The organism is Pseudoalteromonas sp. PSi26 (assembly GCF_054960575.1).
Map to the genome: position 1 here is coordinate 91,384 of NZ_JBHNYT010000015.1, position 25,742 is coordinate 117,125.

The window sequence follows — 25,742 nt, forward strand, 5'->3', positions numbered from 1 at the left end:
GGTAATGAACATGATTGATAACGCAGTAAAAAGCAGTTTAACGGGTCGTATTCCGGTTATTATTTTTGTGTTATCAATTTTGTTTGGTCTGTTTGCTTTAAAACAAACGCCTCGCGAGGAAGAGCCGCAAATAGTGGTGCCTATGCTTGATATATATGTATCGGCTCCGAATGTAGAAGCGCCCGAAGTAACACGGCTGGTGACTCAGCCTCTTGAAAAGTTACTTTCCCAGCTTGGCGGTGTTGAACATATCTATTCAACCACACAAACTGGCGCTAGCGTGGTGACACTTAGGTTTGAGGTGGGGCATGATCGCGAACAAGCTATTTTAGATACCTACGCCAAGCTTAATAGTTACCAGCATACAATGCCTTCTGTTATTAAAAATTGGCAAATTCGGCCCGTTGAGGTCGATGATGTTCCCATTGTTATGCTTGGGCTGTACAGTAAAGATCCACAACTCTATAGCGATTACGAATTAACACGATTTGCAAACGAAATTGCGAGTGCTTTACAGCGTATTGAAAACACCAGCGAGGTAAAAGTGATTGCTGGGCGTAAACGTACGCTCACTATTAATTTAAATGCCAGCGCGTTGGCTGCTCACCAAACGACTATAAGCGATGTACTTTATGCATTAAGTGTATCTAATCAACTTACGCAACTAGGCAGTGTTGTAAATGATCAGCAAAAAATAGCTTTGCAAGCGGGTGACGTTTTACGTAATAAGTCTGCAGTGGAGCAGCTTGTAGTGAATGTAGTAAACGGTAAGAGCGTTTACTTACTTGATATTGCAAGCGTGATTGACGGGCCTGGCGAGAGCGAACATTACCAATGGCTTGCACAATCTTCTAATGCTCAACAGTTACCCATGGTCACATTAAGTGTCGCTAAGCAAACAGGCACGAATGCCGTTGCGGTGGCAAACGATGTTCATCAAATGATGGCCGAGTTATCACGCACGCTTTTACCGCCAGAAGTGAGCTACTCGGTATTAAGAGATTACGGGCAAACCGCCAATGAAAAAGTAAATAATCTAACATCAAGCTTGGTGTTTGCAGTATTTACGGTAGTGATATTTGTTGGGGTGTTTTTGGGCTGGCGACCCGCCATTGTTGTTGGATTAGCGGTGCCTATTTGCTATGGCATTACACTAGCACTGGATTTTGCGTTTGGGTATACCATTAACCGAGTAACGTTATTTGCACTTATTTTATCGTTAGGTTTATTGGTAGATGACCCAATTACAGGCATTGATAATATAAGCCGCTTTTTAAATAAAAAAGGCAGCAAAAAGCAGCAAATAGTTGGCGCAATGAGCGAAATTCGCGGTGCGTTACTTATGTCAACTTTAACGATTATGGTGGCATTTATTCCGCTGGCATTTATTACCGGCATGATGGGACCGTACATGGCACCTATGGCATTTAACGTTCCAATCAGCGTGATGGTATCCACCATTGTGGCGTTTTTTGTAACGCCATGGCTTGCGATGAAGTTACTCAAGCCCAATACAGATACCCACACTGAAATTAAGCCCAAAATCAGTATTTATCAAACGTTATTAAGCCCACTGCTTGTCTCAAAGCAGCGCGCAAAATGGGTATTATGGGGCACATTAATTTTGTTTATTATTAGCGCAATGCTGCCAGTGATGCGTTTAGTGCCTTTAAAGCTATTACCGTTTGATAATAAAAATGAGCTACAAGTATTAATAGACATGCCAGAGGGCACAAATTTAGAACGAACCGCAGCCTTTACCAAACAAGTGCAAACACTCACTTGGCAATTAAACGAAGTAAGTGAAATAGCAGCCTACGTTGGTAAGCCTTCAAGTATGGATTTTAATGCCATGGTGCGTGGGTATTATCGCCGTGAAGCTTCACATTTAGCAGAACTAAGAGTGTTATTGATTGATAAGTCTGAGCGCGAGCATCAATCACATTCTGTGGTTATGCGCTTACGTAAACAGCTCGCACCTTTAGCAAAACAAGGCATAGTAATAAAAGTTGTTGAAGTGCCTCCTGGTCCGCCCGTATTAAGTACTTTAGTTGCTGAGGTTTACCGAGATGATTTTGTTGATGAGCAAACTCATTACCAAGCAGCTAAACAATTAGCTGAACGTTTAAAGCAAGAGCCACACGTAGTCGAAGTGGATACCTCTATGGTTGCGCCCGCACCTTTACAGCGTTTTATAACCGATAAGAGCAAAGCGGCAATCAGTGCAATTTCTACTCAAAATATTGCCCAATCGTTAAGTGTTGCCACGCAAGGTGAAACCGTGGGTGTGCTTTACGTAAGTAACGAAACAGAGCCTGTTGATATTAAATTACAGTTACCATACAGCGAGCGTAATCAAATTTCGCAATTACTTGCACTGCAAGTCAGAGGTGATAGAGACTTAGCTAAAACCAGCAATGAATTTGGCTTACAAAGTGCACCTAGGCCATTAGTGTCGCTTTCAGAATTAGGTGAATTTACGCAACATCAGGTTGCTGACATTCGGGTTCGTAAAGATCAACGCGATGTAATTTATGTTATGGCTGAGCTAAACGGGAGAACGCCAGCAGAGGTTATTGCAGACGTAAATGCTGATTTTAACGCCGAGCCTAACTATTTTGAAAAAACACCGTGGATAAACCGCCACTTTTTTAATAATGGCGGTACTGTGCCATGGCAATTACCTAAAGGCACTTATGCTAACTTTAGTGGTGAGGGTGAGTGGCGTATTACCATAGATGTGTTTAGGGATATGGGAATTGCATTTGCCTTCGCACTTAGTGCCATATTTATTATTTTACGTGTACAAACACAATCAGCGAGCTTGTCGTTAATTATTATGTCGGCTATTCCGCTCACGGTCATAGGTATTATGCCAGGTTTTTGGTTATTAAATCAGTTTGGAGAACGTGCTATAGCTGGCGCTCCTGAGCCGGTATTATTTACCGCCACAGCAATGATTGGGATGATTGCCCTTGCTGGTATTGTGGTTCGTAATTCGCTTATTTTAGTCGAATTTATTAATCAAGCCCGAGGCCAAGGCATGGCTATAAAAGATGCGCTGGTTGCTGCAGGAACAGTGCGCATGCGCCCTGTATTACTAACCGCAGGCACGACCTTATTGGGTAACTTAGTGATCACACTTGACCCGGTATTCAGCGGGCTCGCGATTGCGATAATTTTTGGTATTGTGGCGTCTACTGTATTTTCGTTATTTGTAGTGCCACTTGTTTATTATTTAGTGTTTGCAAGTTCAGAGGGTGAAGCGCATGCAGGGTAAATCAAAACTAATCGGTGCTTTAATCGCTTTATTGGTAATTATTATGGCTGTGCTTTACATGGCGGGCAGCTTTTCTGACAAACAAACTGCTGGTTTAAAAGAATCACAACACAGTAATTATCAGGGTGAGCGTGTCACCATTGCCCTGCAAAGCATCACCGGTATTGAGCAGGTATCGGGTAGTGTAATAGCAAAACAAAATACGCAAATTTCATCAAATGTGATGGCGCAGGTTGAGCAGTTAAAGGTACGAGCGGGCGATAAAGTCACTAAGGGCGATTTACTTATTACCCTCAAGCAAGATGATTTTAAAGCGGCGTTGGCACAAAGCGACGCTAATATTAACGCCGTGCAAGCATCGTTGACGCAAGCTCAAAAGCAATTAGTTAGAATGAGTGATTTAAATGCTAAGGGGTTGGTGTCTATTAGTGAATTGGATGATGCTAAGGCTAAATTTGATAACCTTACTGCTAATTTAGCCGCCGCTCAGCAGCAGCAAGCACAAGCAAAAGTGGCGCTAAATTATACTCAAATTATAGCGCCCATTTCAGGGGTTGTGGTTGAGCGCTTAACAGAGCCTGGCGATACCGCAACACCGGGTAAGCCACTTATTACTGTGTATAACCCATTGCAATTACAGCTTGAATTTAATGTGCGTGAACAACAAGCTGTAAAATTAAAACTCGGAGATAGCTTAAATGTGGTTCTTCCATCTTTGGCAATAACAACACCTGCCGTAGTAAGCGAGATAGTCCCTGTTGCCGATAGTAGCGCGCGTAGCTTGCTTATTCGCCTAGACACGAATACACAGTTAGGGTTAATTCCTGGGCTTTACGCACAGTTGCAGTTGCCTACAAAAAGCACTCAAGGTATTTTAATTGAGCCAAGCTGGGTACATGAGTTTGGGCAATTAAACATGGTGTATGTACTAGAAAACGAAACGCCAGTTAAACGTTTCGTAAGGTTAGGTACAATGGTTAATCACAAACACCATGTAATTGCTGGCCTGAAAGAAGGGGATGTACTTGCTATTGATTATTCCCCCTTGCACGGTATTAAATAAAACTGGCTATTTCATCAATCGATTTTTTATCTAGGGCGTGCATTGGTACTGTTGCATGCTCATCCGGGTAGCCTGCAATTAATAGCATATAAGGGCGCTCGTTATCTTTATCTCGGCTACAAATGTCTGTTAAAAAGCTCATAGGTTTTGGGGTGTGAGTAAGCGTTGCAAGGCCTGCTCGGTGCAGAGCTTGTATTAAAAACCCCGTTGCTAACCCAACAGACTCATGCACATAGTAATTTGTATTTTTATCGTCAGTACTCACGCCGCCCTTTTTTTGACTAAACACAGCAATAAGCCAAGGTGCATGCTCTAAATAGGGTTTGTTCGCGTCAGTCCCTAATGGTTTTAATGCATCCAGCCACTCCTCGCCTGCTCGCCCTTCGTAAAAAGAGCGCTCTAGCTTTTCAGCCGCGTCGCGTATTTGTTTTTTTACATCGCTACTGTTAATAGCCACAAAATGCCAAGGCTGGTGGTTTGCACCACTAGGTGCTGTACCTGCTGCTTTTATACAGGTTTCGATAATCTCTTTTGGCACTGGGCGGTCACTAAAACTGCGAATACTATGGCGGCGCTGGCTTGTTTGTAAAAATTCATTTGCACGGGCTAACATTTCATCGTGTGAGTATTCTATAAAATCGGTCAATGGCTGGCTTTTATGTTCTTGCATGGCTTTTCGCTTCTTGTAAGTCGTGTGTGCTTTTTATACCGAGAGGCTCACTGCTAAGCAAGTGTTATTAGAGTGTGTTGCTGTTTATTTATTGTTACAAAGTTGGCCACTGCGTAACTTATGTTCCCGTTTTTAATGTGGTATAAAACAGTATAAAAATAATACTTACAATTCAAGGAAGTAAAAAATGCTATCAATAACAGGGTTATCAAAAACCTACGACAACGGCGTGCACGCTCTGCAAGGTGTTGATTTATCAATAGGTAAAGGCATGTTTGGGCTGCTTGGGCCAAATGGTGCCGGGAAGTCATCGCTAATGCGCACTATTGCAACGTTACAATCTGCCGACGCGGGTTCAATTACCTTTGATGGTATTGATGTATTTAAAGACCCACAGGCACTACGCCAACGTTTAGGTTACCTTCCGCAAGATTTTGGTGTTTATCCGCGTGTTAGTGCTTACGACTTGCTAGACCATATGGCTGTTTTAAAGGGGATTCATAATAAAGGGGAGCGTAAAGAGTCGGTTGAAGGCCTACTAGCACATACTAATTTATATCAACATCGCTCAAAAGCGGTAAGTGGCTTTTCGGGCGGGATGCGCCAGCGTTTTGGTATTGCTCAAGCGTTATTGGGCGACCCTGATTTACTCATCGTTGATGAACCAACTGCAGGGCTAGACCCTGAAGAGCGAAATCGCTTTCATAACTTGTTAGTAAGCTTAGGCGAGCAAAAAGTCGTTATATTATCAACCCACATAGTAGAAGATGTGGCTGAACTATGCCCTAATATGGCAGTACTGGCAGGCGGAAAAATATTATTAGAGGGTAACCCCATTGCGCTTACCGATAAACTGCAAGGGCAAATTTGGCGCAAAGCCATGAGCCAAGAAGAAGCGCAAGAGCTTGAGCCACAGCTACCTGTTATTTCTAAACGCTTATTTGCTGGGCAAACCATATTGCATGTATTAGCCAATGAAGCCCCTGAAGGTTTTGAGCTCAGCAGTGCAAACCTAGAAGATGTGTATTTTTCTACGTTGCTTAATCATCGTAACAGCCAAGTAGCATAAGGGGGCGCTATGTTTTTTAATATGCTCGCTTTTGAGCTGCGCTATTTTGTGCGCCAGCCTTCATTTTATGTAACCTCATTAATCTTCTTTTTTATGGCGTTTTTTTTAAGCTCCAGTAGTAAGTTTCCGTTAGGTGGGGCTAATGTTCATATGAACTCGCCTTATACCATTATGGTTTTAACGGTTACCTTTTGTACGCTTGCTATGTTTTTAGTGGTTAACTTTGTTGCCAGCTCAGCGATTCGCAATAGTGAGACCAAAATGGATGAGCTGGTGTTTAGCAAGCCCGTTAACCCGCTTGCTTATCAATCAGGACGTTTTTTTGGTGCTTACTTGGTTGTGCTCGTTGTTTTTTTAACTGTGCCACTAGGCGTGTTTTTAGGATCTCAGTTTGGCTTGTTGGTTGGCTGGCTCGATAGTGAGCTAGTAGGCCCTAATAAGTTTATATATTACGCTGCGCCTTTTTTATATTTAGCGGTGCCAAGCTTATTGGTGCTCAGTGCTATCTTTAATAGTGTGGCGGTTTATTTTAAAACCATGATGGCGGTATATGTAACGGCCGTTGTTGTTTTTATAACCTATCAAATAGCCAGTGCTTATTTTGATGATTTAGCATTTAGAAATATAGTTGTTTACGCCGACCCATTTGGCTTGGGGTCTTTAATTGATTTAACGCGTTACTGGACTGTGAGTGATAAAAACACAGAAGTGCTAACGCTCACAGGTGACCTTTTAGTTAACCGTATATTGTGGGTGGCAATAAGTGTTGCAATGTTTTTTGGTCTTGGAAAGTTAGGTAGTCGCGTAGTAAGTAAAAAACAGAAAAAGCAATTTGCTGTTTCTACGTTTGTAAAAAACAAACAGGCAGCACTTATTAGCAGCGCTAAAAATTACAAGTCAAAAGGGGTCAATACGCAGTCGCAATTAGTAATGCGCAGCTTATTTGAGCTTAAGCAGGTTACATTAAGTGCTCCTTTTATGATTTTAGCGGGTGTAAGTATTACTATGTTGCTTGTGCCGCTCTTTGCGCCTATTGGCGCGTATGGCACGACGGATTGGCCGCTTACGCAAAATATGGTGAGCATTATTCAAAACTCCTCCGCTTTGTTTATGTTTATTATTATTGCTTATTACAGCGCTGAGCTAGTTTGGCGAGAACGCCACAGTGGTATGGGTGATATTGTTGACAGCTTCCCGGTTCATAACAGTGTGTTTTGGGTATCTAAAATTATCGCGTTAATCACTGCGGTGTGTGGTCTTTATTTAATAGGTATGATGTTTACCATTGCGGTGCAACTATTTAAAGGGCAATTTAATCTAGAGCTTGGGCAGTACTTATTTAGACTAGGTTATCTTACATTACTGCCTTTAATTATGATGGCTATTTTGGCGTTCTTTTTACAAATAATTAGCCCTAATAAATACATAGGTATGGGGTTATTTATTCTGTATTACATCGCCCAAATGGTAATGGGTGCTTATGGGTTTGAACATCACATGTATCATTTCTCACAAAGTAGTAGCGTACCGTATTCTGATATAAATGGTTACGGACACTTTTTACAAGGCGCGCATTGGTACACTCTATATTGGGGCGCGTTAAGTGTATTTTTGGCTATAGTTGGGTTTGCTTTATGGCATCGCGGTCCATCGCAAACATTGCGCACTCGCCTATCTTTAATACGTTACAATATGTCTTTAAAAGGCCAGATTGTAGCCGTTATAAGTTTATTAGTATTTGTGGGGGCGGGTTACAATATTTATTACAACACCCGAGTAATCAACGAGTTTGTAACAAGTGATGATAACGAAGCTTTACAGGTAAGGTATGAACAAGAATTTTCACAATACAAAGATTTGCCACTGCCTGTAATAACCGGTGTCGATTTACATATTGATATTTACCCTAAAAAGCGTGCTTTAACCGCTGTTGCTAACATTAAATTTACCAATACCGCAAACGAGCCAATAACCCGTGTATTAATCAACAAGCCAAACCAAGCTAAAAGCTGGGATGTAAAAATGGCGGGCGGCAAAATAGTAGAGCGTTTACCTGACTTTGACATGGTATGGTTTGAGTTTGAACAACCGCTAATGCCTAATGAAGTACGCAAAGGTGAGCTTTCAGTTGCTCGTGAACATAACGGTTTTGTTGATAGGTTTTCAGATACTCAGCTCGTGCATAACGGTACTTTTATAAATAATTTGGAGCTATTACCGAATTTTGGTTATCAAAAGTATTTTCAAATTGCGGATAAGTATGAGCGTCGTAAGCACGATTTACCTGAACTTGAACGTGCACATAAACTAGAAGATAGCCGGTACTATACACAAAGTGACTTGGGTCCTGCTAATGGGTTTATAAGCTACAAGGCAACGGTAACGACCGATGAGTCGCAATTTGCTATTACACCTGGTTACTTAAAAAGTGAAAGTGTAAAAGATGGACGCCGCACCTTTGTTTATGAAATGGATGCGCCCATTTTAAATTTTTATTCTGTGCTTTCGGCAGAGCTTGAAAGTAAAAAGGTTGAGCATAGCGGTGTTAATATTGAGGTTTACTACCACAAAGATCATGCATGGAATGTTGATCGTATGATTGAGTCGGTGCAAGACTCGATAGATTACTATACGCAAGCATTTGGCCCGTATCAGCATAAGCAGTTACGTATCATTCAGTTTCCTAAATATCGCTCATTTGCGCAAAGTTTTGCTAATACAGTGCCTTACTCAGAAAGTATTGGTTTTGTTACAGATTTGAGGGATGAGAGTAAAGTTGACCTTCCTTATTATGTAACCGCACACGAAGTGGCGCATCAATGGTGGGGTCATCAAGTATCAGGTGCTAATGTAGAGGGGAGTGCCGTTATATCAGAAACACTCTCCCAATACAGTGCGCTTATGGTGCTAAAAAAACGCTTTGGCGCCGAGAAGCTACGTAAGTTTTTAAAATACGAGCTAGACAAATACTTAATGGGCCGTACAGGGGAAGCGTTTGAAGAAATGCCGCTGTATAAAACGCAGGCTCAGCAGTATCTTCACTACAATAAAGGTTCTGTTGTGATGATGGCGCTATATGATCGCTTAGGTGAAAAACGCTTAAACGCTGCACTTAAGGCATTTTTGAATGAGTTTAAGTACCAATCAAAGCCATACCCAACAACACTTGATTTACTTACTTATTTAAAACAAGACGCAACCCAAGCTGAACAAAACTTTATCGACGATCAGTTTAAATATATCACTTTGTATGAGCTGGAAATGAAAGAGGTTTCGGTTTCAGACGAAGCCGACAGTGATGGCTTTTACAGTGTTACGTTAAACGTTGAAGCTGTTAAGCAACGTGCTGATGGTCAAGGTGAAGAAACAGAGCAGCCACTCGATGAGTTAATTGATATTGTGTTGTTTAGTGACGATCCTGAAAATCTACTGGCTGAAGATTTTGTGATTTACTCACAAAAACATCAAATAGTAACGGGTACTAATATTATTGAGTTAAAGGTAAAAGAAAAACCTTTATTTGCAGGAGTCGATCCGTACGTAAAACTGGTTGATAAAGATAACGTAAATAACTTAGCTAAGTTTTAATAGCTGGCAGCACATTTACTCAAAGGCCGCAATTTTGCGGCCTTTTTTTGTGTAAAAAACTGTTTGAAATCTGTAAGGCTGGCTACATTTTTCGCACAGCTTTTTACTCATTATTTAACTGGTTTACTGTAAGGTTTATTTACTGAAAGTGAGTACCAAGTAAGGACAAACATGAAATCATTAATAATGGGGTTTGTAGTGTTAGGCTTAAGCGCCTGTTCTGCGGTTACCATACAGCCACACGCTATCGCAAAAATTACAAGTAAAGCGACCTACGAAGATAGCCGTCCATTTTATTTATGGGGATTAGTAGGAGAGGAACGTGTGGATGTAAAAGAGATTTGTACAGATACACAAGCTGCTCAAATGCAGTCGCAGCAAACATTTAGCGATGGTGCATTGAGTTTAATTACGCTAGGCATTTATTCACCACATACCATAAAGGTATGGTGTGAAGAGCAAAATACGCAGGAGGCGTTATGAATCTTAAATTAATTTTAGGCAGTATTACTTTTGCTATGTTAACTGGTTGCACAAATATTTACTTTGATAATGGTGTACCTGAAAAAGTTAATAACCAGTCGCACAATAGTTCTCAGTGGCATCATAATTTTGCGTTAGCTTTGTATGAGGGATCTGATGCGGTTGATTTGAGTGAGCATTGTCCACAAGGACAATGGCAAACGGTGCACACGTATAAGTCATTTAGTAATGGAGTAGCGGAGGTTGTAGTTAATCAGATAGGCCCGGCTTGGTACCCTAAAACAGTTGAAGTGAGCTGCACTAAGGTACCTTTTAAATCTGAGTAATAATTTAAATACAACCCAATACAAAGAAAAGATGCTAGGTGCTAAAAAAAGGGCCAAATGGCCCTTCAGTTGCAGCAAGTAACACATGTTTGTCTATAGGCTGAAGTCTACAGCGTAAGCAACGTAAACTTTTACATCTGACTCGTCCATATCAGTGTCTGATACGCCAAATGTGAATCCATCTTTTGATACAGACACACCGTAATCAATGATGTCTTCGTCACCAATAAAGTCGCCAGAGTAATGACCTATGTGTAAAGCCATTTCTGTACCATTGCTGCCTACGGTAAAGCCGTAATCAGCTGTCAAATAAAGTGAGTCACCAAAGTCTGTACCGTCGCCACTTGCAGCAGATGTAGCAAGCACTGATGCACCAAAGGTAAAGCCTTCAACACTGATGCTACCGTAAATTTCTGAGAAATCAGCATCTGCGCTTGATGCCGCGTCTGGGTAAGCATAATAAATGTAACCTACATCGTAGCTAACACCTTCGCTAATATCGCCACCAAAGCCTGCGTAAAAATCTAGCTCGTAGGTCATTTCGTCAGCCCAAGATGCATTAGATACCCATGTACCAGCATAAAACCCAGATTCGTCAGCGTAATCAATACCACCAGAGATAGCTGCGTCACCGCCAGTTTGTTCTTGTCCACGCCATAAGTAATTTGAGGTAGCAGCTACATTCGCAGATACTTCAGCATTTACTGCTGTTGATGTAAGTGACGTTGCAGCCATTAATGCCACTGCGCTAAAAGCGATTGTTTTTTTTAGTTTTAACATGTTCCATTTCCCGTTATATGAATTTTTGCATAGGAAGGCTTTTATTATGTATGACCGTAGCCTTTTGATTTATGCGTTTTTATTGTTTAACTGAGAATAGAATTGCACTGTGTGTGCCAGCTTGATTTATTTTGTTTAAAATTTAAGTTTTATTATTTATTAACAATGACTTGTGTTTTGGATGGGTGGTTAAGATTATGAGGAAGAAATATTCTATCGCACATCGCTGGTGCATAAAATAATCAAGCTGCACCATGAAAGTACAGCTTGTTTAGAATTATTTAGCCAAATATGGTGCGCATTAGACTAATTGTTTCGTTTACACTGCGACCTTTTTGAACTTCGCTGATTATTGAGTCGCGTTTGCTACGAATATGCTCAGGAATATCATCGGCGGCCAAAGCGCGGTCAACTAAAATTTCAGCCGACTCTTTACCTCTGCGTTGTGTTTTACCCGTTTTAGTGGCGCTACGTTTTGGTTTATTGAGTAATTTAATGTAGTTAGAGCTATCTGGTGTTTTATTATCTGCGTAATAAAAAAAGCACGGTATAAGCGCTTTAATTGACACTAATTGCTCTTCTAATTCATTTGAAGCATTTGCCATTTTGTACCATGACATAGCTTGAATGCCTTTTACAATATCTTGCCAGTAACGCTCAAAATCACTATTTTTAAGTTTTGTAACCGCAAGTGCTGAGCACAATGCGTCTAAACGGCTATTTGTAATTGGCGTAAAAATATCAGGGCGACGCATTGCAAGTAGTCGTGTTGCCGGAGCAAGTGTTGGTTTTTCACTGCTATCAGTAAATATTTTGCTATAAGCAGCTACAAACTGTTGGTACTCGTAATGGGTAATGTCACCTTCAAGAGGAATATTAGCCAGTGCGTCATCAAACGCACCCGGTAAATCACCAATGAGTTGGTGGAAAACTTTAGCACTCTTAGTTGATGCAAACCACTCAACATCAAAATCGTATGTGCTTGGATCAAGTGAAGCCATATGCTTGCCAGTAAAAGCAAGAAGGTCTTCAGGGATCATGTCTTTTAATGATTGCTCACGAATACTTTTTACGTAACTTGCTAAACGAAGTTGTTCATCAAGTGCAATAACGTCTTTATGTTGCTCTATAAATACACTTACCACAGGCCAAGGGGCTACACGAAGCGTTTTAACTTGTAAAAAGCTGATAGCCGAAATAAGCTGATCATGTAGTTTTTTAAGAACAGGTAGCTGTTGCGGCTCAAGTAAATCGTAGTTAATACGATCTCTGCTTGCGTTTAATAGCTCATAACACCAAGGTAAAAAATCATCAGGATGGTTTTCTACTTTCACGGCCATAAGGTTAAGGCTTAATTCTGAAGATTGTTTCAGAATGTTCTGATAGATTTGATTTTCTTGCTCGCCTAGTGTCATTTTTGACGGTGAAATTAGCAGTTTTTTCATGCCTTGTAGATACTCCGGATTAACGATTTTGGGCTGCTTCATATAAGTGTTCAGGGCTTAAAGCAACTGGTAGGGTAATTCCCTTTATTATAGCAGAAGTAGCTTAATCTAGCTACTTAGTTAAATTTCTATAGCAAAAAAAGGTGTTTCATTGTAGCTTATTTGATCAATCACATTGGAGTGGTTAATTTAAATTTTAAATAGGATTTCTAGAATGAAAATAAGGACAACTCTTTTAACTTTTCTACTAACAACCAGTTCGGCTCATGCTGGATTTAGCTTGAACAGTTTAATGGATGATGATGGTTTGCCAGTTTTAACTTCAGCTAAAAAAACAGGTATTGGTTTTGCTAGTGTATCCGTACCTTATGTGAATACGGTTAATTACTTTGGTTTTATTGATGATAAATCAAAACCTGATGCTGTTGTTAAAGGTAAGGATGCATACTACTTATATATATGGATACCGGCAGCTATCGATGAGTTAGGAGTTAGGATGATTTCACCTGTTGGAAATTTAGCTGAACCAGAAAAAGAAGACTTCGTACAAGCTAATTACGGCCAAAAAGTAAAATCTGATAAGGAAACTTGGTTTGATACTTGGATTCGTGTTGAGCGCATGGATATTGTATCACCAGATAATATTAAAATGGCAAGTAAAGTAATTAACATACTCGAAAAAGATGATGATAGTGATGATACTTACGACGAGCAAAGACACGCTAAATACAATTCACTTGTTAGAATAGAAACTGACCTTAGCAGACCTGATAAAGCTCTAGTACGAGGCCTATATCGTGTGGTTTTTACTACTTATAAAAAAGGAAAGGTAGAAGGCTCATTTATAGCAACATTAGGAAGTAACGTACCTGGTATAAAAATAGCTTCTACTTTGAAAGAATTAAATGAATTAGTAAATGAATAGAGTATTAAATTAAAATTACTAATAGAAACAACTCATTGGTAAGAATAAGTCAATGAGTTGTCTTGATTTAATCAGTCTCTTCTAAAATGAAGAGGCTCTCAACGGGCATGTTAAAGTTAGCTGCAATTTTAAGCGCTATAATGACCGACGGCGTAAATCGATTTGTTTCTACAGTGCTTATTGTTTTACGCGATACGCTAATAGCATCGGCAAGTTCTTGCTGCGAAAGCCCTGCCTCTTTACGAAATGTTGCTATGTTATTTTGCACTTTTGTTCCTAATCTTTGCTTTGCCAAAGAATTGATACGCCATATATTAAACACATTACAGCAAGATAAAACGAGGCCATCATGGTGTGAGACACTTCTAAAGCCAAATCATCTGAGAATAAGTAAACGCCACCCATGCTAAAAAGTAAGCCAAGGACTACATGTTTATAGGCAATGGTGTCGATGGTGTTTAAGTACTCATCTTTGTAGGTAAGGTGGTATTTCATTTTCCATGTAAACCCGCCTCTGATCATAAACATACAGAATGAACCTAAAAAAGCAGCAGTGCCAAAAAACAACAGTGGGGCTGATGTTTGAGTAAGCAGTGGGTAAACACTGATGATTAATAAAGTGACTCCCATGAATAATGAGAACAAAGCATTTTGGCCCATAAACTTTTCTTCATTTTTAATATCATGATTTGACATATATCATTTCCTTTTAAAATTTAACATTATGTAACCTCTGGGTATCAATGTAACCTTGGGGTATCAATGAGTCAATTATTTTTTGTAACCTAAAGGTATCAAAATGTTTCAGGAACGATTCATATCAAATAAGTAAACTGCTTTTATGAGCTTTTTTGTATCTATAGCAATGCTTTTAGGCTTAACACTCGCTATGATAAAAACATAATTTGACCGCTTAAAGGACGAACATGAAAACCTTAATCAAAATTTTTGGTGTAATACTCTTACTTTGTATTGCGTTAATTGTTGCAGCACCTTTTTTAATTCCTACCGATACCATTTTTAATAAAGTATCAGAGGAAGTACAAAAAACGACGGGAAGAACGCTAACAATTAATGGTGATAAAACGCTTAGTGTGTTTCCTGCACTAAAGTTAGAGTTGAATGATGTCCACTTTGCTAATATGCAAACAGGTTCGCGAGCTGATATGGTAAGTATGCAGCAGTTAGCGATATATATACCTTGGTTTTCATTATTTGGCGGTGAATTTAAGCTTGATAAGTTTGTTATTAACGAACCAGATATTTTATTAGAGACAGATAAAAATGGTAAAGCTAACTGGCAGTTGTTTGATGCGGTAGCAGAGCAACCAACAGAGCAAACTGAGCCTGGTGAGGCAATTAAGCTACCTGCTAGCTTTGATATTGAGCTGGGTGAGGTCGCTATTTATGGCGGTACATTTACATATCTAGATGGTCAAACGGGCGCCAAGCAACAAATTAGTGATTTAGAGTTAGCTATTTTACTCCCTTCTCTTCGCAAAACATTAGAAGTTAAAGGCGGTATTACTTATATGCAAGAGCGTTTTGAGCTGGATATAACATTAGATACACCAGCTAAAGCAATCGAAGGCTCTACATTCAAAGTCACGCAAAGTCTTGACTCACGCTTAGTTGACTTAACTTTCAATGGGGATATTGCTCAGCAGGGGCAAGATATAAAAGGCGAATTAGCGCTCAGTGGTAACTCTGTTAAAGACCTAGCAACTTGGCAAGGGGTAGACTTAAACGCCAAAGAAAACGCGTTTAATGCCTTTAGTGTAAACGGTAAAATGCATCTTGCAGGTGAAACTTTTAATCTTGAACAGTTAATCGCTACATTAGATGAGCTAGAAATAAAAGGTAAGAGTGAGCTCAATTTAGGAAGTCGATTGGCCGTTAATGCTGATATTGACTTGGGCATGCTCGATTTAAACCCTTACTTACCAGAAGCCGTAGCAAAACAGCAAGAACCCGAAAGTAAAGAATCTACGCCTGCTCAGCCAATTGTATGGGACGATACGAAAATTGATTTAAGTGCATTAAATGCACTAGATGCTAATGTAGTTATTCGTTCAAGCGGTTTAAAAGCAAACGATATTGAGCTTGGTGCAAATCAATTTACAGTGGCGATTAACAAGGGTGTGGCTAAATTAAGCTTAGACAGTTTTTCAGCGTATGAAGGCGCTGGTAAAGGTGTAATTACTATTGATGCTCAAAATGCTCCTTATAAGATAGCTACAAACTTTAATTTAACAGATATTGATGCACAGCCGTTATTAACTGATGCAACTGGTTTTGACAAGTTACTCGGTAAAGGCTCTTTAAATTGGAATTTATCTACAGTTGGGCAAAGTCAAAAATCGTTTATAAGTGCACTTAATGGCCAATTAGGATTTAAATTTGCAGATGGTGCGGTAAAAGGAGCGAATGTCGCTGAAATGGTTCGCAAAGGTAAAGAAATTATATCAGGGAACTTTGGCGCAGCTTCAGAGGGTTTAGATACTGGTTTTGAAGACGCTGAGCAAACAGACTTTTCTGCGCTCACTGGTAGCTTTAATTTTATAAACGGCGTAGGTAAGAATAAAGACCTGTCGCTAATAAGTCCTTTAATTCGTATTTCCGGTGAAGGGGATGTGGATTTACCCCTGACTAAAGTAGATTACCGCTTGGTAACGGGCATTGTGGATTCAATTGAGGGTCAAGGCACAACCGATGACAGTACAGGCTTTAAAATACCATTGCGTATAAAAGGACCATTTCACGATGTGGGTATAAACTTAGATGTAAGTAATGCCTTAAAAGATGAAGCTAAAAAGAAACTCGATGACGCAAAAGAAAAAGCGAAAGAGAAGGCCAAAGATAAAGTAAAAGACAAATTAAAAGGACTATTTGGCTAAATAACTACTAGTAAAATAAACAAGGCACTTTTTAAGTGCCTTGTTTATTTTATAACCATTTAAAAAATAGTCACATAGCTTCACCAAGGTTAATAAAATTTCTTCAGTCCTTAAATTAATTAAAAAATAACCTATCGCTGCATGCTCAATGCTGGTACAATTGCCCGCCCTTAAGAGACAACTCGTTTGTTTTTGAGTGGGATTTAATCGAAATGTCTTGATTTTAAACAATTTTAAGACACGTTGTAATTACTACACCGGAGGTCATTAACATGATCCAAATGCAAACTCAGCTGGAAGTTGCTGATAACAGCGGCGCTCGCAAAGTGCAGTGTATAAAAGTCCTTGGTGGTTCACACCGTCGCTACGCAGCGATTGGCGACATCATTAAAGTTTCTGTAAAAGAAGCTATTCCTCGCGGTAAAGTGAAGAAAGGTGATGTTAAAAACGCGGTAGTTGTGCGTACCAGAAAAGGTGTTCGCCGTCCAGATGGTTCTCTGATCCGTTTCGACAGCAACGCGGCTGTTATCTTAAATGATAACTTGCAGCCAATTGGTACACGTATTTTCGGCCCTGTGACTCGCGAACTTCGTAATGACAAGTTCATGAAAATCGTTTCACTAGCCCCAGAAGTACTGTAAGGAGCCAATCATGGCAGCAAAAATCCGTCGTGGTGACGAAGTAATCGTACTAGCAGGTAAAGACAAAGGTAAGCGCGGTAAAGTGCTTTCAGTTGTTACTGAATCTGGTCGAATCTTTGTCGAAGGCATAAACTTGATCAAGAAACACCAAAAGCCGGTTCCACAATTGAACCAAGCTGGCGGCATTGTTGAGAAAGAAGCGTCTATGGACGCATCAAACGTTGCGATCTTCAACTCGGAAACGAGTAAAGCAGATCGTGTAGGTTTCAAGATTGAAGATGGTAAGAAATTACGTATCTTTAAATCTACTGGTAAAACTATCTAATAGTTGGAGTAGAATGATGGCGAAACTGCATGAAGTATATAAAGACAAAGTAGTAGCTGAACTTCAAGAGAAGTTTGGTTTCAGCTCTGTCATGCAAGTCCCTCAGATCGAAAAGATCACATTAAATATGGGCGTGGGCGAAGCCCTAGCTGACAAGAAAATTTTAGATCACGCTGTAGCTGATTTAACTGCAATCTCTGGTCAGAAACCTTTAATCACTAAAGCACGCAAATCTGTTGCTGGCTTTAAAGTGCGTGAAGGCTACCCAATTGGTTGTAAAGTAACCCTACGCGGCGAGCGTATGTGGGACTTTTTTGAGCGTTTGGTATCAATCGCTATCCCACGTATTCGTGACTTCCGTGGCGTAAGTGCTAAGTCTTTTGATGGACGTGGTAACTACAGCATGGGCGTACGTGAACAAATCATCTTCCCAGAAATCGATTACGATAAAGTAGACCGTGTACGCGGTATGGATATCACTATCACTACTTCTGCGAAATCTGATGAGGAAGGCCGTGCGTTGTTAGAAGCGTTTAACTTCCCATTTAAGAAATAAGGGTAGGGTTATGGCAAAGAATTCTATGAAAGCGCGCGAAGCAAAGCGCACAAAACTAGTTGCTCAGTATGCTGAAAAGCGTGCTGCACTAAAAGCTATCATCAGTGATGTTAATACATCTGAAGATGATCGTTGGGACGCGGTACTTAAGCTACAAGCTTTACCTCGTGATTCTAGCCCTGCACGTCAACGTAATCGTTGTAACATTACGGGCCGCCCACATGGTTTCCTTCGCAAATTCGGCATGAGCCGTATTAAAGTTCGCGAAGCAGCTATGCGCGGTGAAATTCCTGGCCTTAAAAAGGCTAGCTGGTAATAGAATCATGGGAGTAAGACTATGAGCTTGCAAGATCCTATCGCGGATTTGTTCACACGTATCCGTAACGGTCAATCAGCGAAGAAAGTATCTGTAACGATGCCAACTTCAAAGCTGAAAGTAGCATTAGCTAAAGTACTAAAAGACGAAGGTTACATCGTAGACTACGCAGTTAACGGTGAAGTTAAACCTGAGCTTTCTATCGAGTTGAAGTACTTCGAAGGCAAAGCTGTAATTGAAAATATCCAGCGTGTAAGTCGCCCTGGTTTACGTATCTATAAGAAACGTGACGAATTACCGAAGGTAATGGGTGGTCTTGGTATCGCTATCGTATCAACTTCTAAAGGCCTAATGACAGACCGCGCAGCACGTAGTGCTGGTGTTGGTGGTGAAATCATTGGCTTTGTAGCTTAATCGGAGGGGAACTATGTCTCGCATAGCAAAGGCACCAATTAATGTTCCTGCCGGTGTAGAAGTTACATTGAAAGGCCAGGAAATCACAGTTAAAGGCAAAAACGGTGAACTTACTCGTACTATCAACGACGCAGTTGAAGTACAAGTTAACGACAACGTTATTACAACTTTACCTCGTGAAGGCGTAGCAAATGCATGGGCACAAGCAGGTACTGCTCGCGCTCTAATCAACAACATGGTTGTTGGTACGCATGAAGGTTACGAGAAGAAACTTCAGTTAGTAGGCGTTGGTTACCGTGCTGCAGCTAAGGGTAAAGTTTTAGACTTAACACTTGGTTTCTCACACCCAGTTAATTTCGCAGTTCCTGAAGGAATTACGATTGAAACTCCAAGCCAAACAGAAGTTCTAGTTAAGGGCGTAGATAAGCAGTTAGTTGGTCAAACAGCTGCTAACATTCGTGCATACCGTAAACCTGAGCCTTATAAAGGTAAAGGTGTTCGCTATTCAGATGAGAATGTACGCCGTAAAGAGGCTAAGAAGAAGTAAGGTAAGACGATGGATAAAAAAACAGCTCGTCTACGTCGTGCTAAACGCACTCGTAGAAATTATATTGAACAAGGCACAACGCGTCTTGTTATCCACCGCACGCCACGTCACATTTACGCTCAAGTAATTAATGCTGAGGGTAATGTACTGGCTGCTGCTTCTACTGTTGAGAAGGCTATTAGCGAAACAGTTAAAGGCACCGGTAACGTTGAAGCTGCGCAAGCAGTTGGCAAAGCGGTTGCTGAACGTGCGGCTGACAAAGGCATCGAAAAGATTGCTTTTGATCGCAGTGGCTTTAAATATCACGGCCGTGTGAAGGCGCTAGCTGATGCTGCGCGTGAAGCCGGTTTGCAATTCTAGGAGTAGACAATGGCTAACGTAGAAGCAAAGCAACAACAGCCTGATCTAGCTGAAAAGCTAATCGCGGTAAACCGTGTGTCTAAAGTAGTTAAAGGTGGTCGTATCTTTAGCTTTACTGCACTAACTGTAGTTGGTGACGGCGCAGGTAAAGTAGGTTTTGGTTATGGTAAAGCACGTGAAGTTCCAGCTGCTATTCAAAAAGCAATGGAAAAAGCACGTCGCAACATGATCAATGTAGACCTAAATGGCAATACATTACAGCATCCTGTTAAGGGACGTCATGCTGGCTCACTAGTGTTCATGAAACCAGCCTCTGAAGGTACTGGTATCATCGCAGGTGGTGCTATGCGTGCAGTACTAGAAGTGACTGGTGTTCAGAACGTACTATCTAAATGTTACGGTTCTACTAACCCAATCAACGTAGTACGTGCAACGATTTCGGCTCTTGAGAATATGAATTCTCCACAGTCTATCGCTGCAAAACGTGGCCTTCGCGTAGAAGAAATACTGGGGTAACCATGGCTAATCAAACTGTAAAAGTAACACAAGTAAAAAGCTCTATCGGTCGTTTACCGAAGCATAAAGCTACATTACGCGGTCTTGGTTTACGTCGTATCAATCACACTGTTGAGTTAGAAGACACAGCATGTGTACGTGGTATGATAAACAAGGTTTCTTACATGGTTAAGGTAGAGGGTTAATTTCATGCATTTGAATACACTTTCACCTGCTGCAGGTTCAAAAACTGCCCCTAAACGTGTTGGTCGTGGTATCGGTTCTGGTCTTGGTAAGACTGGTGGCCGTGGTCACAAAGGTCAAAAGTCACGTTCTGGCGGTAAAGTACGCGTTGGTTTTGAAGGCGGTCAAATGCCTATGCAACGTCGTCTACCTAAATTTGGTTTTACTTCACGCAAATCGTTAGTATCTGCAGAAGTTAACCTTTTTGAAATCGCTAAAGTTGAAGGCGATGTGGTAGACCTAAGCGCGTTACAAGCAGCTGGTCTAGTTAAAAAGAACGTTCTTTTCGTTAAAGTTGTTAAATCTGGTGAAGTTTCACGCGCTGTTACACTTAAAGGTCTTAAAGCCTCTAAGGGTGCACGCGAAGCTATTGAAGCTGCCGGAGGCAAGGTAGAAGACTAAGGAAGTACAAATGGCTAAACCAGGTCAAGATACACAAAGTGCACAAAGTGGGCTTTCGGAATTGAAGCGTCGATTACTCTTCGTATTAGGTGCTATCATAATTTACCGTCTAGGTTCATTTGTGCCGATCCCTGGGATTGACGCCGCTGTACTTGCCGATTTCTTCGAGCAACAAAAGGGCACCATTGTTGAAATGTTTAACATGTTCAGTGGTGGTGCACTTGAGCGAGCTTCAGTGTTAGCGCTGGGTATTATGCCGTATATCTCGGCTTCGATTATTACGCAACTATTAACGCATATGTATCCTCCGTTTATAGAGCTTAAGAAAGAAGGTGAGCAAGGGCGTAAAAAAATTAGCCAGTACACACGCTACGGCACGCTTGTGCTAGCTACTATTCAATCTATCGGTATTGCTACTAGCTTACCGGGCATGATGAACGGGTTAGTTGTTAATCCGGGTATGGGTTTCTATTTCACCGCTGTGGTGAGCTTAGTGACTGGTACTATGTTCCTTATGTGGTTGGGTGAACAAATAACAGAGCGTGGTATCGGTAACGGTATTTCAGTTCTGATATTTGTTGGTATTGTAGCTAACTTGCCGTCTGCTATTGGTTCGACAGTCGAAATGGCGCGCCAAGGTGATTTGAATGTTTTTGTACTACTTATGGTTGCGGTTATAGTATTCGCTGTTACTTATCTTGTAGTGTTTTTCGAACGTGGACAACGACGTATTGTTGTTAACTACGCTAAACGCCAACAAGGTCGTCAAGTATTTGCTGCTCAAAGCACGCATTTACCACTAAAAGTAAACATGGCGGGTGTTATTCCACCAATCTTTGCTAGTAGTATAATTCTGTTCCCTGGTACAATTGCTAGCTGGTTCGGCCAAGGTGAAGGTCCTGTCGCTGATGCATTACAAGCTGTAGCTACAACGTTGACTCCAGGTCAACCTTTGTACTCACTTGTTTTAGCTGCGGCTATTATCTTCTTCTGCTTTTTCTATACAGCGTTGGTATTTAACCCGCGTGAAACTGCAGATAACCTTAAGAAATCTGGCGCATTTATCCCAGGTATTCGTCCAGGTGAGCAGACATCTAAATACATTGATAAAGTGATGACACGCCTGACATTGGCAGGTGCTTTGTATATAACCTTTATCTGTCTGGTGCCCGAATTCATGACTATGGCATGGCAAACGCCATTCTATTTCGGCGGTACATCAATTTTGATTATCGTTGTTGTAATCATGGACTTTATGGCACAAGTACAGACTCACCTGATGTCTCATCAGTATGATTCTGTGCTGAAAAAAGCGAACCTTAAAGGCTACGGTCGATAAGGTCAGTTTACGGAGTTGAGCAATGAAAGTACGTGCTTCCGTTAAGAAAATATGCCGTAACTGTAAAGTTATTAAACGTGCTGGTGTAGTACGCGTAATTTGCAGTGAGCCTAAGCATAAGCAAAGGCAAGGCTAAGTAAACAGTCGTGCAGGCTGAGATTTCTCGGCCTGTGTTTTTAGTAGTGATTTGGTCTTCGTTTGAGTATCCTTACGGGCTTTTCAAACTTTTGATTACCAAATTCGAATATAGGAGATGTGTTAGTGGCCCGTATTGCTGGCATTAACGTCCCTGATCATAAACATGCAGTTATTGGTTTAACAGCTATTTATGGCATAGGTAAGACTCGCTCTAAGGCTATCTTAGCAGCGACTGGTATCGCCGAAACCACAAAAATCGGTGAACTTTCTGACGAAACACTTGACGTACTGCGTGATGCAGTTGGCAAGTACACTGTTGAAGGTGACCTTCGTCGTGAAGTTACATTAAATATCAAGCGCCTTATGGACCTTGGTTGTTACCGTGGCCTACGTCACCGTCGCTCTTTACCACTACGTGGTCAAAGAACTAAGACTAACGCGCGTACCCGTAAGGGTCCTCGTAAGCCTATTAAGCGATAAGGGGATAGTATTATGGCTAAGACACCAATTCGTCGTAAAAAGGTTAAAAAACAAGTTGCTGATGGTATGGCTCATGTTCATGCTTCTTTCAACAACACTATTGTAACGATTACCGACCGTCAAGGTAATGCACTATCATGGGCTACTGCCGGTGGTTCAGGTTTCCGTGGTTCACGTAAATCTACACCATTTGCTGCTCAGGTTGCTGCAGAGCGTGCAGGTACTGCTGCTCAAGAATACGGTTTAAAAAATCTAGAAGTTTTCATCAAAGGTCCAGGTCCAGGTCGTGAATCTGCTGTACGTGCTTTGAATGCTGCTGGTTACCGTATTACCAACATTACTGACGTGACGCCAATACCACATAATGGTTGTCGTCCACCGAAGAAACGTCGCGTTTAACAATAGGTTAGGAGAAATAACATGGCAAGATATTTGGGCCCTAAGCTCAAGCTGAGTCGTCGTGAAGGTACTGACCTGTTCCTTAAGAGCGGCGTAAGAGCTATCGACTCTAAGTGTAAACTTGAGACTGCACCTGGTCAGCACGGCGCTCGTAAAGGTCGTCTATCTGATTACGGTTTACAATTACGTGAAAAGCAAAAAGTTCGTCGTATCTACGGTGTACTAGAAAAGCAATTCCGTAACTACTATAAAGAAGCTGCTCGCCTTAAAGGTAATACAGGTGAAAACTTGTTACAGCTTTTAGAGCAACGTTTAGACAATGTTGTATATCGCATGGGTTTTGCTAGCACACGCGCTGAAGCACGTCAGTTAGTAAGCCATAAAGCGATTTTAGTTAATGGTCGTGTTGTGAACATTCCTTCATACGTAATTACTCCAGAAGATACTGTAGTAATCCGTGAGAAGTCTAAGACACAAGCACGTATCATCGCTGCTCTAGAGTTGGCTGAGCAACGTGAAAAGCCGACTTGGGTTGAAGTTGACGGTAAGAAATTGGAAGGCAGCTTTAAGCGTCTACCTGAGCGTTCAGACCTGTCTGCGGACATTAATGAACAACTAATCGTCGAACTTTACTCTAAGTAAAGTTAAGAGTTAAGAGAGGATAAAATGCAGGGTTCTGTTACAGAATTTCTAAAACCAAGGTTAGTCGACATCGACGCTATAAACCCAACGCGTTCTAAAATAGTTTTAGAACCATTAGAGCGTGGCTTTGGTCACACTCTGGGTAATGCTTTACGCCGTATATTACTTTCATCTATGCCTGGATGTGCAGTAACTGAAGTAGAAATCGACGGTGTATTACATGAGTACAGCGCGAAAGAAGGCGTTCAAGAAGACATCATTGAAATACTTTTAAACCTTAAAGGTTTAGCAGTAACGTTAGAAGGCAAAGATGAAGTTTTTCTGACCCTGACTAAATCTGGTGTAGGCCCTGTTACTGCGGCTGATATTCAGCACGATGGCGATGTAACAATTGCTAATCCAGATCACGTTATCTGTAATTTAACTACAGGTAACAGCGAGATCAGCATGCGTATTCGTGTTGAGCGCGGTCGTGGTTATGTGCCGGCATCTAGTCGTTTATCCTCTGATGACGATGAGCGTCCAATTGGTAGATTGTTGCTTGATGCATCATTCAGCCCAGTTGAACGTATTGCGTACTCGGTTGAATCAGCTCGAGTTGAGCAACGTACAGATTTAGACAAATTAATCATTGATATGGAAACAAACGGTACATTAGATCCTGAAGAAGCGATCCGCCGTGCGTCTACTATCTTAGCTGAGCAATTAGATGCATTCGTAGATTTACGTGATGTAACTGAGCCAGAAGAGAAAGAAGAGAAACCAGAATTCGATCCTATTCTGCTTCGTCCAGTCGATGATCTTGAACTAACAGTACGCTCAGCAAATTGTTTGAAAGCCGAGCAAATTCAATATATCGGTGATTTAGTTCAGCGCACTGAAGTTGAGCTTCTTAAAACGCCTAATTTAGGTAAGAAGTCTCTAACTGAAATTAAAGACGTGCTAGCTTCACGTGGTCTTTCTCTAGGTATGCGCCTAGAAAATTGGCCACCTGCAAGTTTAGCTGAATAATCTAAATCACTATATTAGTTTAGTTAGAAGGATAGGGTCATGCGCCATCGTAAGAGTGGTCGTCAATTAAACCGTAACAGTAGCCATCGTAAAGCGATGTTCAGCAATATGGCAGGTTCTTTGGTGAAACATGAAATCATCAAAACAACTTTGCCAAAAGCGAAAGAGTTACGTCGTGTAATTGAACCTTTAATCACACTGGCTAAGACTGACAGTGTAGCAAACCGCCGTTTAGCGTTTGCTCGCACGCGCGACAATGAAGTTGTTGGTAAATTATTCAGTGAAATCGGTCCACGTAACGCGGATCGTCCAGGTGGTTACACTCGTATTCTTAAGTGTGGCTTCCGTACTGGTGATAATGCACCAATGGCTTATATTGAACTAGTTGGTCGCCCAGCGACTAGCGAAGAAGTTCAAGAAGACGCACAGTCTGCAGAGTAAGTCTTAAAGAAACCTAAAAGCTGAGCTTATGCTCGGCTTTTTAATGGCTAAAATTTACAAATTAAACTTCTGCATTATTATATTTACCTATTACCACTAATCTCAAGTCATCCAAAACACAGCTCTATTACATTAATGATTCAGCGAAGTGAGTAGCATTACTACAAAAGCGGTAACGTTATACCAAGAAAAAATCATAAGCTGATACGTTTGTTATCATAATTACCTTTCAAATAAGTACTTGGAAGATATTCATTATTGTAAACTTAGTAAAAATGGCGTTGTTAGGTAAATAAAGCTTACTTTTAGTTGTGTTTATGAGCGTTTAGCTCAAATACTCATCGAACAGCATGTTTTTTCAAGTTTTCTACAAAAAAGGGTTGATCTGTTTTCGGATCTCCCTATAATACGACCCCACTGAGACGGCAGAGCAGGCAACGCTTAAGCTGCAGGCAAACCACTTAGTT

At 41.0% G+C, this 25,742-nt stretch carries 30 protein-coding genes; 25 read left to right on the top strand and 5 right to left on the bottom strand.

The genetic code is table 11. The features are described 5' to 3' along the window. The first annotated feature begins 4 nt into the window (after positions 1 to 4). Both ACFI34_RS15385 and ACFI34_RS15390 read left to right on the top strand, forming a co-directional pair. On the top strand, positions 5 to 3,280 hold the full coding sequence (locus ACFI34_RS15385; RefSeq protein WP_462674129.1) for an efflux RND transporter permease subunit: 3,276 nt from the start codon (positions 5 to 7) through the stop codon (positions 3,278 to 3,280). After that, complete coding sequence (locus tag ACFI34_RS15390) at positions 3,270 to 4,343, top strand: efflux RND transporter periplasmic adaptor subunit (RefSeq protein WP_462674130.1); 1,074 nt, start codon at positions 3,270 to 3,272, stop codon at positions 4,341 to 4,343. Before ACFI34_RS15385 ends, ACFI34_RS15390 begins: the two co-directional genes overlap by 11 nt. On the opposite strand, the gene ACFI34_RS15395 is transcribed toward ACFI34_RS15390, so the two are convergent. Next, positions 4,336 to 5,013: a nitroreductase family protein gene (locus ACFI34_RS15395; RefSeq protein WP_462674131.1), complete on the bottom strand. Its 678-nt coding sequence runs from the start codon at positions 5,011 to 5,013 to the stop codon at positions 4,336 to 4,338. The genes ACFI34_RS15390 and ACFI34_RS15395 overlap by 8 nt on opposite strands. Positions 5,014 to 5,200: 187 nt before the next feature. On the opposite strand from ACFI34_RS15395, the gene ACFI34_RS15400 reads away from it, so the two are divergent. From ACFI34_RS15400 to ACFI34_RS15415, 4 genes are all read left to right on the top strand, one after another. Continuing rightward, on the top strand, positions 5,201 to 6,082 hold the full coding sequence (locus tag ACFI34_RS15400; protein ID WP_462674132.1) for an ABC transporter ATP-binding protein: 882 nt from the start codon (positions 5,201 to 5,203) through the stop codon (positions 6,080 to 6,082). Positions 6,083 to 6,091: 9 nt separating this feature from the next. Then, positions 6,092 to 9,670, top strand: coding sequence for an ABC transporter permease/M1 family aminopeptidase (locus tag ACFI34_RS15405; protein WP_462674133.1), 3,579 nt, complete (start codon positions 6,092 to 6,094; stop codon positions 9,668 to 9,670). Positions 9,671 to 9,841: 171 nt separating this feature from the next. Continuing rightward, positions 9,842 to 10,153, top strand: coding sequence for a Bor family protein (locus tag ACFI34_RS15410; protein ID WP_462674134.1), 312 nt, complete (start codon positions 9,842 to 9,844; stop codon positions 10,151 to 10,153). Beyond that, positions 10,150 to 10,479 (top strand): Bor/Iss family lipoprotein, encoded by a 330-nt coding sequence (locus ACFI34_RS15415; protein WP_462674135.1) that lies wholly within the window; start codon positions 10,150 to 10,152, stop codon positions 10,477 to 10,479. Before ACFI34_RS15410 ends, ACFI34_RS15415 begins: the two co-directional genes overlap by 4 nt. Before the next feature lie 93 nt (positions 10,480 to 10,572). On the opposite strand, the gene ACFI34_RS15420 is transcribed toward ACFI34_RS15415, so the two are convergent. Next, positions 10,573 to 11,259 (bottom strand): TorF family putative porin, encoded by a 687-nt coding sequence (locus ACFI34_RS15420; RefSeq protein WP_462674136.1) that lies wholly within the window; start codon positions 11,257 to 11,259, stop codon positions 10,573 to 10,575. 281 nt (positions 11,260 to 11,540) lie between these two features. After that, positions 11,541 to 12,704 carry a hypothetical protein gene (locus ACFI34_RS15425; protein WP_462674137.1) on the bottom strand — a complete coding sequence of 388 codons (1,164 nt, stop codon included), beginning with the start codon at positions 12,702 to 12,704 and terminating at the stop codon, positions 11,541 to 11,543. A 214-nt stretch (positions 12,705 to 12,918) separates the two neighbouring features. On the opposite strand from ACFI34_RS15425, the gene ACFI34_RS15430 reads away from it, so the two are divergent. Beyond that, complete coding sequence (locus ACFI34_RS15430) at positions 12,919 to 13,629, top strand: LipL32 family surface lipoprotein (RefSeq protein ID WP_462674138.1); 711 nt, start codon at positions 12,919 to 12,921, stop codon at positions 13,627 to 13,629. A gap of 67 nt (positions 13,630 to 13,696) precedes the next feature. Here ACFI34_RS15430 and ACFI34_RS15435 read toward each other — a convergent pair whose 3' ends face one another. Together ACFI34_RS15435 and ACFI34_RS15440 are read right to left on the bottom strand one after the other, a co-directional pair. Next, the gene (locus ACFI34_RS15435; protein ID WP_462674139.1) at positions 13,697 to 13,897 is read right to left on the bottom strand and encodes a helix-turn-helix transcriptional regulator; all 201 of its coding nucleotides are present in this window, start codon (positions 13,895 to 13,897) and stop codon (positions 13,697 to 13,699) included. Between the two features lie 8 nt (positions 13,898 to 13,905). Next, positions 13,906 to 14,325 (bottom strand): hypothetical protein, encoded by a 420-nt coding sequence (locus tag ACFI34_RS15440; protein WP_462674140.1) that lies wholly within the window; start codon positions 14,323 to 14,325, stop codon positions 13,906 to 13,908. Positions 14,326 to 14,555: 230 nt separating this feature from the next. Between ACFI34_RS15440 and ACFI34_RS15445 the strand changes: the two genes are divergently transcribed. From ACFI34_RS15445 to rplQ, 18 genes are all read left to right on the top strand, one after another. Then, positions 14,556 to 16,526, top strand: a complete 1,971-nt coding sequence (locus tag ACFI34_RS15445) for an AsmA family protein (protein ID WP_462674141.1) — start codon at positions 14,556 to 14,558, stop codon at positions 16,524 to 16,526. Between the two features lie 272 nt (positions 16,527 to 16,798). Further along, positions 16,799 to 17,167, top strand: a complete 369-nt coding sequence (gene rplN, locus ACFI34_RS15450) for a 50S ribosomal protein L14 (protein WP_002959498.1) — start codon at positions 16,799 to 16,801, stop codon at positions 17,165 to 17,167. A 10-nt stretch (positions 17,168 to 17,177) separates the two neighbouring features. Then, on the top strand, positions 17,178 to 17,492 hold the full coding sequence (gene rplX, locus ACFI34_RS15455) for a 50S ribosomal protein L24 (protein ID WP_006794243.1): 315 nt from the start codon (positions 17,178 to 17,180) through the stop codon (positions 17,490 to 17,492). Between the two features lie 16 nt (positions 17,493 to 17,508). After that, the gene (rplE, locus tag ACFI34_RS15460; protein WP_006794244.1) at positions 17,509 to 18,048 is read left to right on the top strand and encodes a 50S ribosomal protein L5; all 540 of its coding nucleotides are present in this window, start codon (positions 17,509 to 17,511) and stop codon (positions 18,046 to 18,048) included. A 10-nt stretch (positions 18,049 to 18,058) separates the two neighbouring features. After that, entirely contained in the window at positions 18,059 to 18,364 is a 306-nt protein-coding gene (gene rpsN, locus ACFI34_RS15465) for a 30S ribosomal protein S14 (RefSeq protein ID WP_006794245.1), read from the top strand. A 21-nt stretch (positions 18,365 to 18,385) separates the two neighbouring features. Then, a complete protein-coding gene (rpsH, locus tag ACFI34_RS15470) occupies positions 18,386 to 18,778 on the top strand; it encodes a 30S ribosomal protein S8 (RefSeq protein WP_006794246.1) in 393 nt (130 codons plus the stop codon). A 13-nt stretch (positions 18,779 to 18,791) separates the two neighbouring features. Beyond that, on the top strand, positions 18,792 to 19,325 hold the full coding sequence (rplF, locus tag ACFI34_RS15475) for a 50S ribosomal protein L6 (RefSeq protein ID WP_006794247.1): 534 nt from the start codon (positions 18,792 to 18,794) through the stop codon (positions 19,323 to 19,325). A gap of 9 nt (positions 19,326 to 19,334) precedes the next feature. Beyond that, a complete protein-coding gene (gene rplR / locus ACFI34_RS15480; RefSeq protein WP_006794248.1) occupies positions 19,335 to 19,685 on the top strand; it encodes a 50S ribosomal protein L18 in 351 nt (116 codons plus the stop codon). A gap of 9 nt (positions 19,686 to 19,694) precedes the next feature. After that, the gene (gene rpsE / locus ACFI34_RS15485) at positions 19,695 to 20,201 is read left to right on the top strand and encodes a 30S ribosomal protein S5 (RefSeq protein WP_006794249.1); all 507 of its coding nucleotides are present in this window, start codon (positions 19,695 to 19,697) and stop codon (positions 20,199 to 20,201) included. Between the two features lie 2 nt (positions 20,202 to 20,203). Beyond that, positions 20,204 to 20,386 (top strand): 50S ribosomal protein L30, encoded by a 183-nt coding sequence (gene rpmD / locus ACFI34_RS15490; protein WP_002959482.1) that lies wholly within the window; start codon positions 20,204 to 20,206, stop codon positions 20,384 to 20,386. Between the two features lie 4 nt (positions 20,387 to 20,390). Further along, complete coding sequence (gene rplO / locus ACFI34_RS15495; protein ID WP_006794250.1) at positions 20,391 to 20,825, top strand: 50S ribosomal protein L15; 435 nt, start codon at positions 20,391 to 20,393, stop codon at positions 20,823 to 20,825. 10 nt (positions 20,826 to 20,835) lie between these two features. Further along, positions 20,836 to 22,164, top strand: a complete 1,329-nt coding sequence (secY, locus tag ACFI34_RS15500) for a preprotein translocase subunit SecY (RefSeq protein WP_058403567.1) — start codon at positions 20,836 to 20,838, stop codon at positions 22,162 to 22,164. A gap of 22 nt (positions 22,165 to 22,186) precedes the next feature. Further along, positions 22,187 to 22,300, top strand: coding sequence for a 50S ribosomal protein L36 (gene rpmJ / locus ACFI34_RS15505; protein ID WP_002959476.1), 114 nt, complete (start codon positions 22,187 to 22,189; stop codon positions 22,298 to 22,300). A 125-nt stretch (positions 22,301 to 22,425) separates the two neighbouring features. Further along, a complete protein-coding gene (gene rpsM / locus ACFI34_RS15510) occupies positions 22,426 to 22,782 on the top strand; it encodes a 30S ribosomal protein S13 (RefSeq protein WP_006794252.1) in 357 nt (118 codons plus the stop codon). A 12-nt stretch (positions 22,783 to 22,794) separates the two neighbouring features. Beyond that, positions 22,795 to 23,181 carry a 30S ribosomal protein S11 gene (rpsK, locus tag ACFI34_RS15515; protein WP_002959471.1) on the top strand — a complete coding sequence of 129 codons (387 nt, stop codon included), beginning with the start codon at positions 22,795 to 22,797 and terminating at the stop codon, positions 23,179 to 23,181. Between the two features lie 21 nt (positions 23,182 to 23,202). After that, positions 23,203 to 23,823, top strand: a complete 621-nt coding sequence (gene rpsD / locus ACFI34_RS15520) for a 30S ribosomal protein S4 (RefSeq protein ID WP_002959461.1) — start codon at positions 23,203 to 23,205, stop codon at positions 23,821 to 23,823. 24 nt (positions 23,824 to 23,847) lie between these two features. Then, positions 23,848 to 24,834: a DNA-directed RNA polymerase subunit alpha gene (locus tag ACFI34_RS15525; RefSeq protein WP_008127834.1), complete on the top strand. Its 987-nt coding sequence runs from the start codon at positions 23,848 to 23,850 to the stop codon at positions 24,832 to 24,834. A gap of 39 nt (positions 24,835 to 24,873) precedes the next feature. Beyond that, on the top strand, positions 24,874 to 25,275 hold the full coding sequence (gene rplQ / locus ACFI34_RS15530) for a 50S ribosomal protein L17 (protein ID WP_006794892.1): 402 nt from the start codon (positions 24,874 to 24,876) through the stop codon (positions 25,273 to 25,275). The last annotated feature ends 467 nt before the right edge of the window (positions 25,276 to 25,742 follow it).